General features: G+C 47.1%; 14 protein-coding genes and 1 other RNA gene. 8 read left to right on the top strand and 7 right to left on the bottom strand.

Annotated elements, in window-relative coordinates:
• Positions 1 to 2: 2 nt before the first annotated feature.
• Both uvrD and trxA read right to left on the bottom strand, forming a co-directional pair.
• Positions 3 to 2,165, bottom strand: a complete 2,163-nt coding sequence (gene uvrD, locus Q7A_RS12950) for a DNA helicase II (protein ID WP_014708060.1) — start codon at positions 2,163 to 2,165, stop codon at positions 3 to 5.
• 130 nt (positions 2,166 to 2,295) lie between these two features.
• A complete protein-coding gene (gene trxA / locus Q7A_RS12945) occupies positions 2,296 to 2,622 on the bottom strand; it encodes a thioredoxin TrxA (protein ID WP_014708059.1) in 327 nt (108 codons plus the stop codon).
• A gap of 100 nt (positions 2,623 to 2,722) precedes the next feature.
• Here trxA and rhlB point away from each other — a divergent pair, with 100 nt between their 5' ends.
• Genes rhlB through Q7A_RS12930 form a run of 3 tightly spaced genes read left to right on the top strand, consistent with a single transcriptional unit; the run spans position 2,723 to position 5,034 of the window.
• Complete coding sequence (rhlB, locus tag Q7A_RS12940) at positions 2,723 to 4,039, top strand: ATP-dependent RNA helicase RhlB (protein ID WP_014708058.1); 1,317 nt, start codon at positions 2,723 to 2,725, stop codon at positions 4,037 to 4,039.
• On the top strand, positions 4,026 to 4,355 hold the full coding sequence (locus Q7A_RS12935) for a hypothetical protein (RefSeq protein WP_041354708.1): 330 nt from the start codon (positions 4,026 to 4,028) through the stop codon (positions 4,353 to 4,355). Before rhlB ends, Q7A_RS12935 begins: the two co-directional genes overlap by 14 nt.
• Complete coding sequence (locus tag Q7A_RS12930) at positions 4,342 to 5,034, top strand: hypothetical protein (protein WP_014708056.1); 693 nt, start codon at positions 4,342 to 4,344, stop codon at positions 5,032 to 5,034. Before Q7A_RS12935 ends, Q7A_RS12930 begins: the two co-directional genes overlap by 14 nt.
• 4 nt (positions 5,035 to 5,038) lie before the next feature.
• Here the strand turns inward: Q7A_RS12930 and Q7A_RS12925 are convergent, their stop codons facing one another.
• From Q7A_RS12925 to Q7A_RS12910, 4 genes are read right to left on the bottom strand one after another with little or no spacing between them, the layout of a single operon-like run.
• Positions 5,039 to 6,211: a UbiH/UbiF/VisC/COQ6 family ubiquinone biosynthesis hydroxylase gene (locus tag Q7A_RS12925; protein WP_014708055.1), complete on the bottom strand. Its 1,173-nt coding sequence runs from the start codon at positions 6,209 to 6,211 to the stop codon at positions 5,039 to 5,041.
• Entirely contained in the window at positions 6,208 to 7,410 is a 1,203-nt protein-coding gene (gene ubiH, locus Q7A_RS12920) for a 2-octaprenyl-6-methoxyphenyl hydroxylase (protein WP_014708054.1), read from the bottom strand. Before ubiH ends, Q7A_RS12925 begins: the two co-directional genes overlap by 4 nt.
• Positions 7,411 to 7,414: 4 nt before the next feature.
• Entirely contained in the window at positions 7,415 to 8,725 is a 1,311-nt protein-coding gene (gene pepP / locus Q7A_RS12915; RefSeq protein WP_014708053.1) for a Xaa-Pro aminopeptidase, read from the bottom strand.
• Positions 8,725 to 9,273, bottom strand: coding sequence for a UPF0149 family protein (locus Q7A_RS12910; RefSeq protein ID WP_014708052.1), 549 nt, complete (start codon positions 9,271 to 9,273; stop codon positions 8,725 to 8,727). Before Q7A_RS12910 ends, pepP begins: the two co-directional genes overlap by 1 nt.
• A gap of 105 nt (positions 9,274 to 9,378) precedes the next feature.
• On the opposite strand from Q7A_RS12910, the gene Q7A_RS12905 reads away from it, so the two are divergent.
• From Q7A_RS12905 to ssrS, 3 genes are all read left to right on the top strand, one after another.
• A complete protein-coding gene (locus Q7A_RS12905; RefSeq protein ID WP_014708051.1) occupies positions 9,379 to 9,588 on the top strand; it encodes a TIGR02449 family protein in 210 nt (69 codons plus the stop codon).
• On the top strand, positions 9,585 to 9,890 hold the full coding sequence (locus Q7A_RS12900) for a cell division protein ZapA (RefSeq protein WP_014708050.1): 306 nt from the start codon (positions 9,585 to 9,587) through the stop codon (positions 9,888 to 9,890). Before Q7A_RS12905 ends, Q7A_RS12900 begins: the two co-directional genes overlap by 4 nt.
• A gap of 40 nt (positions 9,891 to 9,930) precedes the next feature.
• Positions 9,931 to 10,115: non-coding RNA, 6S RNA (gene ssrS / locus Q7A_RS12895), on the top strand.
• A gap of 27 nt (positions 10,116 to 10,142) precedes the next feature.
• On the opposite strand, the gene Q7A_RS12890 is transcribed toward ssrS, so the two are convergent.
• Positions 10,143 to 10,640, bottom strand: a complete 498-nt coding sequence (locus Q7A_RS12890; RefSeq protein WP_014708049.1) for a MarR family winged helix-turn-helix transcriptional regulator — start codon at positions 10,638 to 10,640, stop codon at positions 10,143 to 10,145.
• A 146-nt stretch (positions 10,641 to 10,786) separates the two neighbouring features.
• Here Q7A_RS12890 and Q7A_RS12885 point away from each other — a divergent pair, with 146 nt between their 5' ends.
• Positions 10,787 to 11,962: an efflux RND transporter periplasmic adaptor subunit gene (locus tag Q7A_RS12885; RefSeq protein WP_014708048.1), complete on the top strand. Its 1,176-nt coding sequence runs from the start codon at positions 10,787 to 10,789 to the stop codon at positions 11,960 to 11,962.
• Positions 11,959 to 15,135 carry an efflux RND transporter permease subunit gene (locus Q7A_RS12880; RefSeq protein WP_014708047.1) on the top strand — a complete coding sequence of 1,059 codons (3,177 nt, stop codon included), beginning with the start codon at positions 11,959 to 11,961 and terminating at the stop codon, positions 15,133 to 15,135. The genes Q7A_RS12885 and Q7A_RS12880 overlap by 4 nt, the downstream gene beginning before the upstream one ends.
• Positions 15,136 to 15,217 lie beyond the last annotated feature (82 nt).

The following is a 15,217-nucleotide window of genomic DNA, read 5'->3' as shown; positions in this document are numbered from 1 at the left end:
AATTACAAGGTTTCAAGTTTGGCATAGGCCAAGACCAGCCATTTACTTCCGGCTTGTTTGAAATTCACATGGACCCGAGCGTGACTGCCATTGCCTTCAGTGTCAATAATCACCCCTTGCCCAAATTTCTGATGCATCACCTGTTGCCCGGTTCTGAAACCGTTATCATCAGCTGATTGTGATCGACTGGCAAGTGCCGTCAGACCCGACGCAGCCATATTCTGTGGAGAACGTACCTGATGAACTCGTTCAGCAGGGATTTCACTTAAAAAGCGCGAAGGGCGGGGATGCATTTCCTGCCCATACAAATAGCGTGATTCGGTATACAACAGATAGAGTGTTTTACGGGCCCGGGTCATGCCGACATAACAAAGACGGCGCTCTTCAGCCAGCCGCAGTGGGTCATCCGCTGATTTCTGGCCGGGGAAAAGGCCTTCTTCCATCCCCACCATAAAGACGATGGGAAATTCCAGACCTTTGGCGGAATGCAGGGTCATTAACTGCACGCAATCCTGCCATTGATCACCCTGATTTTCGCCAGCTTCCAAAGCGGCGTGCGCAAGAAAAGCATCCAGTAACGGCATCTCTTCTTCATCGTCAGCGCGCATAAATTCCCGGCTGGCATTAATCAGTTCGTCCATGTTTTCAATACGACCCTGACCTTTTTCGGTTTTATCCTTGGCGAAGTGCGTGCGTAGCCCACTTTCATCAATCACTAATGCCGTGAGCTCATGTAACGACATAGTGTCGTCTTCTGGTGTTAATGAATCGATCAATGTCAGAAAAGCCGACAAAGCATTGGCTGCGCGTGCAGGTAATATTTTTTGCTGCAGAAAATCCACGGCAGATTGCCACATGGTCTGGTTGGTTTCGCGGGCATGTTGACGCAACTGGGTTAATGTTGCTGCTCCAATACCTCTGGTAGGCGTGTTCACTACCCGTTCAAATGCCGCATCATCACGTCGATTACTGATTAGCCTGAGATATGACAATACATCCTTGATTTCAGCACGTTCAAAGAACCGTAGACCGCCATAAACCCGATAGGGCACAGCCGACTGCATCAAGGCTTCTTCAATGACCCGTGACTGAGCGTTGGAACGATACAGCACGGCAACATCACTGCGCTGACCACCCTGATTCATCCAGTTACGTACTTCCTGCACCAGGTAGGCGGCTTCATCGCGTTCGTTATAAGCGTTATAAAGCTGGATAGGCTCACCATCGGCATCTTCGGTCCACAGCTCCTTGCCAAGACGTTCACTGTTATTCGCGATAACCGCATTGGCGACGGCCAAAATATTGCCGGTAGAACGATAGTTTTGCTCCAACCTTACGGTGCTAGCATCGGGATAATCTTTATGAAATTTCTGGATATTCTCGATTTTGGCGCCGCGCCAGCCGTAAATTGACTGATCATCGTCACCGACAATAAACAGATGTCCAGTTTGACCGGCCAGCACTCTTATCCAGGCATACTGAATGGTATTGGTATCCTGAAACTCATCGACCAAGATCTGCGAAAAACGTTGTTGATAATGCGCCAGAATATCAGGGCGTTTCAGCCACAATTCATGGCTGCGCAGCAGTAACTCGCCAAAATCGACCACTCCGGCACGTTCACAGGCTTGCTCATAAGCCAGATAAATTGCCAGCATGTTTTGTGAATAGGGATCTTCCCCGGCTTGCAGATGTGCGGCACGAAGACCTTCATCTTTCTGGCCGTTGATATACCACTGAGCCTGCTTGGGGGGCCACTGAGCTTCGTCCAGTGACATGCCACGGATAATGCGTTTGATCATGCGTAATTGATCATCGCTGTCGAGGATCTGGAAACCTTGCGGCAACCCAGCCTCTTGCCAATGGGAACGCAGTAAGCGGTGCGCCAGACCATGGAAGGTACCAACCCACATACCGCCAATAGGATAGCCGAGCATCTGTTCAATACGCCCACGCATTTCTGCGGCAGCTTTATTGGTGAAAGTAACAGCAAGGATGTTTGCCGGTGATAAGGCTTCTGCCTGAATCAGCCAGGCAATTCGATGTACCAGAACACGTGTTTTACCACTTCCTGCACCAGCAAGAATGCGCGTATGCCCCAGCGGTGCGGCAACAGCTTCACGTTGTGGTTTGTTCAGATCATCAAGTAGTTCAGATACATCCATTAGTTTCGTAACATTTCGGAGTGGTGGCCCGGAAAAGCATCAGCTGGAAATAATATGCGATGCAGTGGGTTAAGGCATCTATAGATACAACTATCCCCACAGATAGTGGGGATAGCATTGCATTATGGATTTAGATGTTGCTGTCGAGAAACGCAGCCAATTGTGATTTGGTCAAAGCGCCGACTTTAGTGGCTTCCACTTCACCATCTTTAAACAGCATCAATGTCGGGATACCACGAATACCATAACGAGGTGGGGTATCTGGATTTTCATCGATGTTCAGTTTGCAGACTTTCAATTTTCCTGCATATTCAGCGCCAATTTCTTCCAGCACCGGCGCAATCATTTTGCATGGACCGCACCATTCAGCCCAGTAATCAACCAATACAGGCATATCAGACTGTAGAACCAGGCTGTCAAAGTCGCCATCGGTCACATTTGTGACGTTTTCGCTCATGTTTTATCTCCAGTGGTATCTAAAGTATTGGACCGCTATACTCGCAAGCCAACATTGAGTAACATTTTTTCTTATCAGTAAAGGTAATGCAAGTATTTATATGAGTGCTCACCTCACCGACACGGCATTTTCATCGCTGCCACTCCATCCGCTCCTGCAGAAAGGCTTGCAGCAAGCCGGTTTTGAATTTTGCACGCCAATTCAGGCTCAGTCTTTACCTTTATTGCTGGCAAACCACGATGTCGCGGGTCAGGCACAAACAGGCACCGGAAAAACCATCGCCTTTTTATTAGCCACATTTCAACGCTTATTAGCGAATCAGGATGCGCAAAAATCGACTTCAAAGCAACCTCGCGCGTTAATATTGGCACCCACTCGGGAATTGGCAATTCAGATTGTAAAAGATGCTGAATTACTAAACAGTCATGCCGGATTGCGCATTGTGATCGCGCATGGCGGTAAAGATTATCAACGTCAACGTGATGCAATCGATGACGGTTGTGATGTTTTGATTGGTACACCGGGACGTCTGCTGGATTTCCATAAACAACGGGTGTTTAACCTTAATAAAATTGAAGCAGTGGTGCTGGATGAAGCAGACCGAATGTTTGATCTGGGCTTTATTAAAGACGTGAGATTTTTCCTGCGCCGCTTACCCAGTCCTGAAAAGCGTTTAGGCATGCTCTTTTCTGCCACACTTAGTTATAAAGTGACTGAGCTGGCTTACGAACATATGAATAATCCGGAGAAAGTGCAGGTCGAGCCGGAAAAAATGATGGGTGATCGGATTGAAGAATGGGTTTATTACCCTTCAAATGAAGAAAAAATACCGTTACTGCTGGCATTAATAAAGCGAATTCAACCAGTCCGTAGCATTGTTTTTGTCAACACAAAACAAGTCGCCGAGCGGGTATGGGGCTATCTGGAAGGTAACGGCTACAAAGCCGCTTTATTATCTGGCGATGTACCGCAGAAAAAACGTGAAAGCCTGTTAAAACATTTCCAGGATGGTGAGTTTCCGTATCTGGTGGCAACCGATGTGGCCGCTCGTGGGTTACATATTCCTGAAGTCAGTCATGTGTTCAACTTTGATTTACCGCAGGATGCTGAAGACTATGTGCATCGTACGGGGAGAACTGCGCGGGCGGGTGCCAGTGGTATCGCCATTAGTCTGGCCTGTGAGGAATATGCGTTTTCGTTGCCAGATATAGAGCACTATATCAAACATAAATTGCCAGTAGCGCAAAGCACTGATGAGCAGTTGGAAACACCTCAGCCCAGAATCAAAGCTGAACGAAATCCGGCCCCACGCCATAAAAATAAAGCTCGTGGAGATAAAAGCCATAACAATCGTCCACGCGACGGCAAGCGTAATAATGGCCACAATAAACCGGTAACTTCGGATGCAAATCAATAGTAACCTACCGGTACTTTTTACTCCGACAAAACCACCGGATGAGTCGTCTGTTCGACTCCCAGTGGGGCTGGATAAACAATCTGATTTCAATAATGTAAATCGCCAGCCTGTTATCAGCCGTCCGGTCATTGGGGTAACCAATGAAAATGATAGTCAACAAGCACGTTATATTCGTAATTTCAGTCTGACTAATCGTGAAACTGAGCGTGAGGATACTGTCCAGAACAGATTGCCAGCCCAAGTACAGGCCTACTTGCAGGTTGAGGCCCTTAGGGATGTTCCGACTCAGGAGAGATTATTTGATGCAATGGCTTAAGCTTGTCCTGCTTTGCAGTGTTTTCGGTTTATTTTCAGCTTGCGCGGCCAATTCGAGTGACGGTCCACCCAACCTTTCCAGCTTTGCCAAAAGTAACATTGATGATGTGATCGAACTGCATCAGCAACGGGTTATGCAGGATTTGAAAACGTTAACTATCAAACTTTATCAACGCAATCCCAATCAGCGTCATGATCGTCATATGCGCACACTGGAAGACAGCGTAGCCAGATTATTTATGTATCCGGCGGATGTCGGTTTTGCCAAATGGGATGGGTTTGAACCGACCGAGATTATACGTCTGGCTCTGACGGATGATTATGATGGAGACAGAGTACTGGCCTTTACTGTGGGCATGCGGCGGATGTTAATGGCGTCGTACAACAATCAGTCAGAATTTTATTATCTGTCATCTATTGATCAGCAAAAACTTTATAACAGCGCACGAAATATCGAAATTGCGGCGTGGATGCTGGCGGAAAAGCGTGATGCAAAAGGTAAGCGGTTATTACTCAGTGACAGCCTGCAGGATGAGTCCAGGAACTTGAGTTTTCAACGTATTATTGGTGGCATGATCGCGACTCAGGATAATATTTCCGCCATCATTGCACAGAAAAACGGCCGATTAGTAAAAACGGTGGTGGTGCAAGCGGCCTCGATGATGTTTTTACCCATCTGACAACTTATTTTGCGCCAATCGCCTGCAGCATAATACGTTTTTTCAACCACTGAGATTTGTTGACCTGCTTCATTCCGGCTGTTCTCAACCAGCTGACAGGTGTAGCAGACTGGGTAAACAGTCGATGAAAACCATCCATACTGAACTGCATCAGCAGATTTTCCGCTAAACGACGGCGTTGATATTTTTTTAACGTATGCAAACTGCCAATCTGACGTTGATGCTGTACTGCCCAGGCAAGGGTTTCTGCCAACGCCCTGGCATCCTGCAGACCTATATTCACACCTTGTCCGGCTAATGGGTGAATGGTGTGCGCCGCATCACCCAGTAAGGCAAACCCGGGTTTCACATATTCTCGGGCATGCGCTAATGCCAGCGGGAAGCTGGCTCGTTCAGAAACCAGCTCAACTTTGCCCAGTTGATGATCAAATGCTTCAGCCAGTCTCAATTCAAAACTGTTTTTGTTGAGCGCTTTAAGTTGTTCTGCCTGCTCAGTTGGTAAGGACCAGACGATCGAGCACAAATGTGTATCATTTAATGGTAAAAAGGCGAGTGGGCCACCGGGTAAAAAACGCTGCCAGGCGGTTTTCTGATGCGGCTGTTCAGTATGTATTGTCGCGACCAGGCCATGTTGGTGGTAAGCCCAGCCCCGGCTGTTAATACCGGCTTGCTCGCGTAATAAGGAATGTGATCCATCGGCAGCTACAATGAGGTCAGCGGTTAAAACTTTGCCATTTTTCAGAGTGATTTGACCAGTCTGATAATGTTGTGGATTTTCGGGACAGATTAAATCAATTTGCTGATGGTTGGCGGCTAAAGCGATTGCCTGATGCTGAATAAGCTGATTTTCAACAATATGGCCAAGATAGTCGATGCCGATTTCAGCTGCCGAGAATTGCAGAACACTATCGGCTGTCTCCCAAACCTGCATTTTTTCAAAGGGACCCAGTCGAGAGGTATACAGATTTTGCCAAACATTTATCTCTGTCAGGATTCGCTGGCTTGAAGGGTTAATCGCACTGACACGTTGCGATGGAGCATCATCAACCGCCAGTTGTTCTGTTTGATGCGCTTCAACTAAGGCAATCTTTAAATCAGTTTGCTTTGCCAGTAACAGGGCAAAGGTGGCGCCGACCATGCCACCACCGACAATAATTACCTCATAGTGGTTTTTCATAATGGCAGTCCCCGACTAAGTCTGGACTGTTTTCCGCTAAGTCCCATGCTTGTTTTAGCCAGCTGATTTTTTAATCTCGGCAGTCCATTAAGTAACGCAAGACTGAGCGAACGACCATGTCCAAGCAGAAAATGGTTATTGCTGAAGGTATTCACAAGGAAATCCGTAGCATTGACCACTTTATCCTGATCCTGTTGCTGCCAGTTGGAATAATCCTGTAACAGACTGGCATGACCACAGTCTTCAGGACGGGCGGCGATCAACTCTGCCAGGACCGCTGCATCACGTAATCCAAGATTAAAGCCCTGCCCGGCAATGGGGTGCAGACTGTGAGCTGCATTGCCAATTAACACGACTCGATTTTGGACAGGCTGATTGGTTTGCATTAATCCTAATGGGTAGCTGCTTCGCTGACCGATTTTTTCAAAATGTCCGAGCCGGTAGCCAAAGGCTTTTTGCAGCTGTTCAGCAAATTGCTGTTCGTTACTTAATAACAGGGCCTGTTCTTCACCTGTTTTCACCGTCCATACCAAACTGCAACGACCCTCGGACATCGGCAATAAGGCTAACGGGCCATGTTCAGTAAATCGTTCGTAAGCCCAGTTTTGATGGGCTCGTTCAGGTATTACATTTGCAGTGATGGCGGTTTGTTGATATTCACGCTGCCAACTGGTTAAACCCAACAGGTTGCGAATGGTGGAAAATTGGCCATCGGCACCGACCAGTAATCTGGTTGTGAGTTGCTGGCCATCAGATAAATTTACACTGACCGATGTCGCGTTTTGCTCCAGGCTGTTAACGTGAATCGGTGTCAGAATGCTTAGCGTTGGGTGTTGCTGTAATGCCTGATTTAATTGAATACCCAGATGTTTTGCAGTCATCACCTGACCTAATGCCGGCACTTTTTCTGTTTGGGCATTAAGACGTGTTACGCCAAAATGCCCCCGATCTGAAATATGAATGCCGTGAATCGGCGTGGCTTTATCAGCCAGTTGAGACCAAAGTTGCATGGTTTCAAAAATGCGTTGGGAGCCATAAGACAAGGCAATACCGCGATCATCAAAACCGGGTTGATGATGCTCCAGCAGATCCTGAGCTTCTACCAAAGCAATGCGTAAACCGATATTTTGTAGTGCAAGGGCCAAGCTCGAGCCTACCATGCCCGCGCCAACTATCAGTAAATCAAAATCGGTTTTCACGATATTAGTGACCTCCAGCCATCAGGGCTTCAATATCGTTAATTTCTTTCGGCGCGCCAGCAGATAATACTTCGTGACCCTCTTTGGTCACCAGCACATCATCTTCAATACGAATCCCAGTGAAATGCCATTTTTTATCAATATGCTCCGGATCGCGAATATACAAACCAGGCTCGACGGTCAGCACCATGCCGGGCTCCAATAAGCGCCAAGTATCACCAATTTTATAATCGCCGACATCATGCACATCCATTCCCAGCCAGTGGCCGGTACGGTGCATATAGAATTCACGATAAGCCTGATCCTCAATTAACTGATCAACATTTCCCTGCAGCAAACCAAGTTTGACCAGGCCTTCCGTGAGAACCTGCACAGCCACTTCGTGCGGTTGATTCCAGTGGTTTCCGGGTTTGACTGCCTCAATAGCGGCATATTGCGCATCCAGCACGATTTGATACAACTCCCGCTGGGCCGGCGTAAATTTGCCATTCACCGGGAAGGTCCGAGTGATATCTGCGGCATAACATTGGTATTCGGCACCGGCATCAATTAACAACAGATCATTGTTTTTCAATTTACTGTTGTTTTCGATGTAATGCAGAATGCAGGCATTTTCACCGCCACCGACAATAGAAGGGTAGGCCGGACTGCGGCAGCCATGTTTCATAAATTCATGAATCAGTTCCGCTTCGACTTCATATTCGAACTTACCCGGTTCAGTGAACTGCATCGCCCGGATATGCGCTTTGGTTGACGCCTCGGCCGCATAGCGCATGTTCTTGACTTCCTGGCTGCTCTTAAACAGTCGTAACTCATTGAGGCAATGTTCCAGTTCGATGATTTCAGTAGGTGAGTGTTTGCCGGAGCGGGAGGCCTGACGAAGATGATTTAGCCAGCCGACCATATGCTGATCAAATGCAGGCTGGTTGCCCATGGTGTAATAGACTTTTTCCTTGTCTTCCATCAAGCCCGGCAAAATATCATCCAGATCGGCGATAGGGTAAGAATCATCTGCGTCATATAACGCAATGGCACCTTCCTGACCGGCACGATAACCATCCCAGATTTCCTTATCGAGATCGCGTTCCCGGCAGAACAGGATGAATTCGCCGTGTTCCCGTCCCGGGATCAATACCAAGACTGACTCTGGCTCATCAAAACCACACAGGTAATGAAAATTACTGTCACTGCGAAATGGAAAATCGACATCGCGGTTACGTGGATGAACCACGGCGTTCGGTAACACGGCAATACTGTCCGGACCCATGATTTCCATCAATCTCTGGCGCCGTTTGGCGAATTCTTTTTTAGTCATTAATGCTCAATTATCTTGTCTTCGGGAGTCGTCGGATTTAACTCACCATAAAGCAGGAACAGGCCCATTCGGAGATATTCCACTAATTCTTCGTAGTTATTATCGTCATCGTCACTGGGCTGCAATTCAATATCATCAACCTGACTGATTTGTAACACATCTGTCAGATATTCCTGACAATCTGCCGGCAGTTCAGTTTCGTTGGTCAGACCAGAAACACCCAACCCGTAAACCAGACCCTGAGACCAATCGCTTAAAGCAGCAAGCCGTGAGCCCAACGGCGCGTCATCATCCGGCAGTTCCAACTGAAAATCGAAATCAAGGCTGTTAAGGGACTGCATCGTTTCGTCAAACAGACCCAGCAGGTTTTGTTTTTCTTCTTCGCCAGGGTGGTAGTCCTCAAATAAATCGCTATACCAGGTATTACGATTGGCCTGAGAATTCATACACAACAAACCGCATAATGCGCCCTGCAACTCGGCTGTGCTGGCAGGACCATCAGCGGTCACGTTTTCCGGTGACAGGGATGGAAAATATAATTGAGACATAGAGATACAACCTGAAATTAAAAAACACATCATGCAATTGTTGACCGGGTCAACAGGGCACGTCTATAGTTAGCCATTATTCTCGCATAGCCAAGACGCATATTAATGGATAAAAACCCGATTCAACAATTGGAACAGCAGCTGGATGAGCTGCTACGGGCCAGCAGACGCTTGCGTGAAGAAAATATGTTACTTCGTTCTCAGCAGGCAGCCTGGCTTAGTGAGCGCGCGCAATTGGTTGAAAAAACTGAAATTGCCCGTACCCGCATCGAGAATATGGTTAACCGTCTGAAGCAGCTGGATGAAGAACTATGACCGTACCTGTTCACGTCACAATCCTTGGTAAAGATTATCAAGTTGCCTGTCCAGAAGATCAACAGGATGCGCTAATTGCCTCTGCGCGCATGGTGCATCAGAACATGGAAAAAATCCGTAACACCGGTAAGGTAGTGGGTGTTGATCGGATTGCAGTAATGGCGGCTTTAAATATTGCGCATGAATTGCTCACCCTGCAACAGGATGAAAGCCAGGACATCAAAAAAGTGAATGAAAAAATTTCTCTGCTTAAAGAGCGGGTTAGTGCATTTATTAACGAAGATAGGCAGTTGGAATTATAAATTTCTGACGACTTGACGGTTAAAGTTGCGTATCATTTAACTAACCCTGCGGTGAGCGATAGCGACATGTGTTGTCTTGAGCCGATAAGCAAATGCTTTAGGAAACCAAATTTACGGGGTTGAAAAACAAGCCCGCTCCGACGGGAAGTTTGCCATCCCCATGCGGTTTCCCACTTGAACCAACAGGTTCAAGAACCCCGTTCGTAACGCCACCGTGGGGCCTTTATTTTAATTTTATGAAATCTTCCTGAATTAACGAATTCCTGCCTGATTCAATTTCATTAACAGTTTATTGAGCGTCTCACGTTCGTCGCTGCTTAATGCATCACTGAGCTGCTTTTCATGCCTTGTGAGAACAATCTCTAACGCTTCATCAATCAGCTTTTTCCCTTTATCGGTCAGTTTCACCAAGCGGCTACGCTGATCATCCGCACATTGGCGACGATTGATTAAGCCGTTTTTTTCCAGACTGTTGAGCACTTTGGTTAACCCGCCTGAGCTCACCATATTGGCCTGACAGATATTAGATGGTGTTTGCTCGTAAGGAGCGCCTTGCAGGCGTAGTGATGCCAGAGCATCGAACTCACCGACACTCAGATTAAATTGCTCCATCACAATTTTTGCATCAGAAAAGAACAATTCGCGGGCACGAAACAGACGTTTGACTGTTTCAGCTGCGGCAATATCCCCTTTCCAGCAACAACGCATCTGCTCTAGTATTTCTTCAATATTTAATATTCGATCTGCCAAGTGATGTCCTCCCGAGATGACAGAATTATGACAAAAAAATTAACTTGCACGTAAAAGAATCTTGCATTAATCTTTCTGGAAACCTTTCTAGAAAGAATTATAGTCTATTCCACTCGCTTTTATCAGCGATTAACAAAGGACCTGTCATGCGCGATAACTCATTTGATGCGAAACCCGGCTATCTGCGGGCTTTGGCAATCACCGCTTTTTTCTCGTTAAGCCTTCTGTCTCATTCCGTCAGCGCTGAACAAAACCTTCCCAGGGTTCAGGTGGTGGAACCTGAAGTCCGCACGTTGACAGAGTGGAAAGAATTTACCGGCCGTTTTGAAGCCGTTGAGATGGTTGAATTGCGCGCCAGAGTTACAGGCTATCTGGATAAAGTGCATTTCGACGATGGTCAGATGGTAGAAAAGGGCGACTTATTATTTGAAATTGATCCTAGACCTTATGAAGCGGCGGTGGCCAGAGCTGAAGCGGAGTTGTCACGAATGGACAGTCAACTGAAATTGGCTGAACTGGATACCAAACGGGGTGAACGTTTATTAACCCAGAGTGCGATTTCTCAGGAAGAGGTTGATACGCGTCGTGCACGTTTTCAGGAAGCTAATGCCAATGTGGCATCCGCTGCTGCTGCCCTGAAAACAGCCAGGCTGGATTTAGAGTACGCCAAAATTACTGCTCCGGTAAGTGGACGGATTTCAAATCGCCGTGTTGATGTTGGTAATTTAATCGGTAGTGGTGATACCGGTCAGGTTTTGACAACAATTGTCTCTTTAGATCCACTACATTTTGTGTTTGATGTATCAGAAACAGAATACCTGGAGTTGATTCGCTTACCTGAGGGGCAGGAGCAACTGATTAATGGCAGAACCATGCCAACAGAACTCAAATTAATTGATGAAAAGGACTGGACGCGTGAAGGTCGCATCGATTTCGTTGATAACCGGCTGGACGAAAATACCGGTACCCTGAGAATGCGTGTGGTAGTAGACAATGCCGATGGTGTTTTACGTCCGGGACTTTTTGCCCGCTTGCGTTTGCCGACCAGTCAAAATGCAGAAGCGATGCTGATTCCGGATAAAGCGATTGTTACTGATCAGGCTGCCAAAGTGGTGATGACGGTGGATGACGAAGGAAAAGTCATTCCTAAACCTGTTGAGCTTGGCACATTGCAGGGAGATATGCGGGTAATCAGAAGTGGATTAACTGTATCAGATCGAATTATTGTTGAAGGCTTGCTGAGAGCTCGTCCGGGTACCAAAGTGAATGCTGTTTCATATCAAGCTGATGAACAGGCTAATGATGACGGACAAGACTCATGAAGTTCACCCATTTCTTTGTTGAAAGACCTATTTTCGCGACCGTTATTTCGGTCCTGATTGTCCTCGTGGGCACTATTGCCTACAGCAATTTGCCTGTTGCACAGTACCCTGAAATTGCGCCGCCCAGTATCGCGGTCACTGCTACCTATCCCGGTGCAACAGCCGAAACCGCTGGTAATACTGTAGCGACAGTATTGGAACAGCAGATCAATGGTGTAGAGAACATGCTCTACATGAAATCTGAAAATACCTCAGATGGCCGCACCTCACTGAATATTACGTTCAAGCCGGGTACCGATTTGGATACAGCGCAGGTGCTGGTGCAAAACCGCATTGCCATTGCCGAACCTTTACTTCCAGAGGAAGTGACTCGACAAGGTATCGATATTCGTAAAAACTCACCTGATTTGATGATGGTTATCCATATTCTGTCTTCAGATGGCAGTCGCGATAACCTCTATGTTTCAAATTATGCCAGAACCCAGGTAGTCGACCGATTGGCACGTATAGACGGAGTAGGTGAGGCGCGGATTGTTGCAGAGCGGGCTTATGCAATGCGGATCTGGATTGATCCGGAACGTGCTCAGGCGTTTGGTTTAACAGCGAATGAAGTGGTAGCCGCTTTACGTGAGAACAACACCCAGATTGCTGCCGGTACTATCAACAGGGAACCGATTGAAACCAAAGGCGGTTTTGAGTTGAGTGTGGAAACGCAGGGCCGACTGCTGGAAGAAGAAGAATTCGGCAATATCATTGTAAAACGTGGCACTGATGGCCGGACCGTCAGGTTACGGGATTTAGCCAGAGTCGAGCTGGCAGCTCAGGACTACAATAATATCGGTTATCTGGATGACAATCTGGCTTTGCCGGTCGTTATCTTCCAACGCCCGGGTTCCAATGCCTTGGAGACTGCTCAGGCGTTACGAGCAGAGATGAAAGATATTGCTCAAAGTATGCCTTATGGCGTCGAATACCAGATCATTTACGATCCAACCGAATTTATCGCCAAATCCATCGAGAAGATTTATCACACCATTTTAGAAGCCATCCTTCTGGTTATTTTGGTAGTGATGTTGTTCCTGCAAAGCTGGCGAGCTTCGATTATTCCTATTTTGGCTATTCCAGTGTCACTGATTGGTACGTTTGCCGTCATGTCAATGCTCGGAGTGTCATTAAATAACTTGTCGTTGTTTGGTTTGGTGCTGGCCATTGGTATTGTGGTGGATGACGCCATTGTTGTGGTTGAAAACGTAGAACGTTATATACGAGATGGATTCAGCCCTCGTGAAGCGGCACATAAAACCATGGATGAGGTCGGTGGAGCCTTGGTGGCTATTGCCATCGTATTGACTGCCGTATTTATTCCGACGGCCTTTATCACAGGTATTTCCGGAGCGTTTTATCAGCAGTTTGCCTTGACCATTGCCACAGCAACCATTATTTCGCTGATTGTTTCTTTAACGTTATCTCCAGCTTTATCAGCGTTGTTATTAAAGCCACATATGGAAGGCCATGAGCCCAGTGGTATTTGGGGCAAGATCAGTTATCCATTTCGTGCCTTTGGTAATGGCTTTAATCGTGCCTTTGAGTGGATGGGTGATCGTTACTCGGCAATGACACGCAAGTTGTTACGCATGATGGCGGTTATGCTGCTGATTTACGTCGGCTTAATCATGTTGACTGGCTATCAGTTCAATAAAGTACCAACAGGGTTTATTCCTGAACAGGATCAAGGTTATTTGATCAATGTCCTGCAGTTACCCCCTGGCGCCACGCTGGAAAGAACGGATGCTGCAGCACGCGAAGCTTCGGCACGTTTAAGAGATGTTCCCGGTGTTGCGCATGCTGTTTTGTTTGTCGGTCTGGATGGACCTACTTTTACCAATGCGTCTAACTCAGCGGTTATCTTTACACCGTTGGATTCGTTTGAAGACCGCATTGCCGCAGGCATTACCATCGACGATATTGTGGCAGGGTCACAACAGGCCTTGTCGCAGGTAGATGCGGCGATGGCTTTTGCTATCAGGCCACCTCCGGTGCGTGGGATGGGAAACTCCGGCGGTTGGAAACTGTATGTTCAGGATCGCGGTGGGCTTGGTTTGGAAAGGTTACAGGCTGTCACCAATGAGGTGATTGGCGCAGCGAATCAAACCGATGGTTTATCAGCAGTATTTACCTTCTTTAACTCTGGAACTCCCAGAATTTACGCTGATATCGATCGAACACGTGCGGAAATGCTTAATGTTCCGGTTGGTAATGTTATCGATACCTTGGAAATCTATCTTGGCTCACGTTACGTCAACGATTTTAACTTCTTGAATCGGACTTATCGAGTGGTGGCGCAGGCAGATGGTTCTTACCGTGATGAGATTGAAGATATCGGTAAATTACGCACCCGCTCTGATAATGGTGCGATGGTGCCCATCGGGACTATAGCTACGTTTGAAAATATCACGGGGCCAATACGTCTGCCGCACTACAATCTGTACCCTGCGATTGAAGTACAGGGCAATACCGCACCGGGTTATTCCAGTGGTGAATCGCTTGCGATTGTGGAAGAACTATTGAGCGATACTTTGCCTGAAGGAATCAGTTTTGAATGGACTGAGCTGGCCTTGCAGGAGAAGTTAGCCGGCGACACAGCATTTCTCAGCTTTTCACTAGCGGTTGTGTTTGTATTTCTGCTGCTGGCAGCATTATATGAAAGCTGGTTATTGCCCCTTGCAGTAGTATTGATTGTACCGATGTGTTTACTGGCCGCGATACTTGGGGTGAGTTTGCGCGGTATGGATAACAACATTCTGGTGCAGATTGGTTTTGTGGTGTTGATTGGTTTGGCGTCAAAAAATGCGATATTGATTGTTGAGTTTGCCAAGCAAGCTGAAGATCGTGGTCTGAGTCGCCTGGATGCTGCGGTTGAAGCAGCACGTACTCGTCTGCGTCCTATTCTGATGACGTCCTTTGCCTTTATTCTAGGCGTGGTACCATTGGTACTGGCCTCTGGTGCTGGCGCCGAAATGCGTCAGGCCTTAGGAACGGCAGTATTTTTTGGTATGCTTGGTGTGACCTTCTTCGGACTGATATTTACCCCGGTCTTTTATGTTTTCTGTCGCTGGCTGGCTTCATTAAGAGATAAACATGAGCTGCAACAAACCGCTGATGAAGTGCATTAAGTTCAGCAGACTTAGCTGGTTTGATCATTGAAACTCCATGGTTTCAACCGAGTCCGATTAAGAGTCACACTATTTTTGGAGG

The organism is Methylophaga nitratireducenticrescens, assembly GCF_000260985.4.
GTDB lineage: Bacteria > Pseudomonadota > Gammaproteobacteria > Nitrosococcales > Methylophagaceae > Methylophaga > Methylophaga nitratireducenticrescens.
This window is presented reverse-complemented; position numbering and strand designations above follow the sequence as displayed.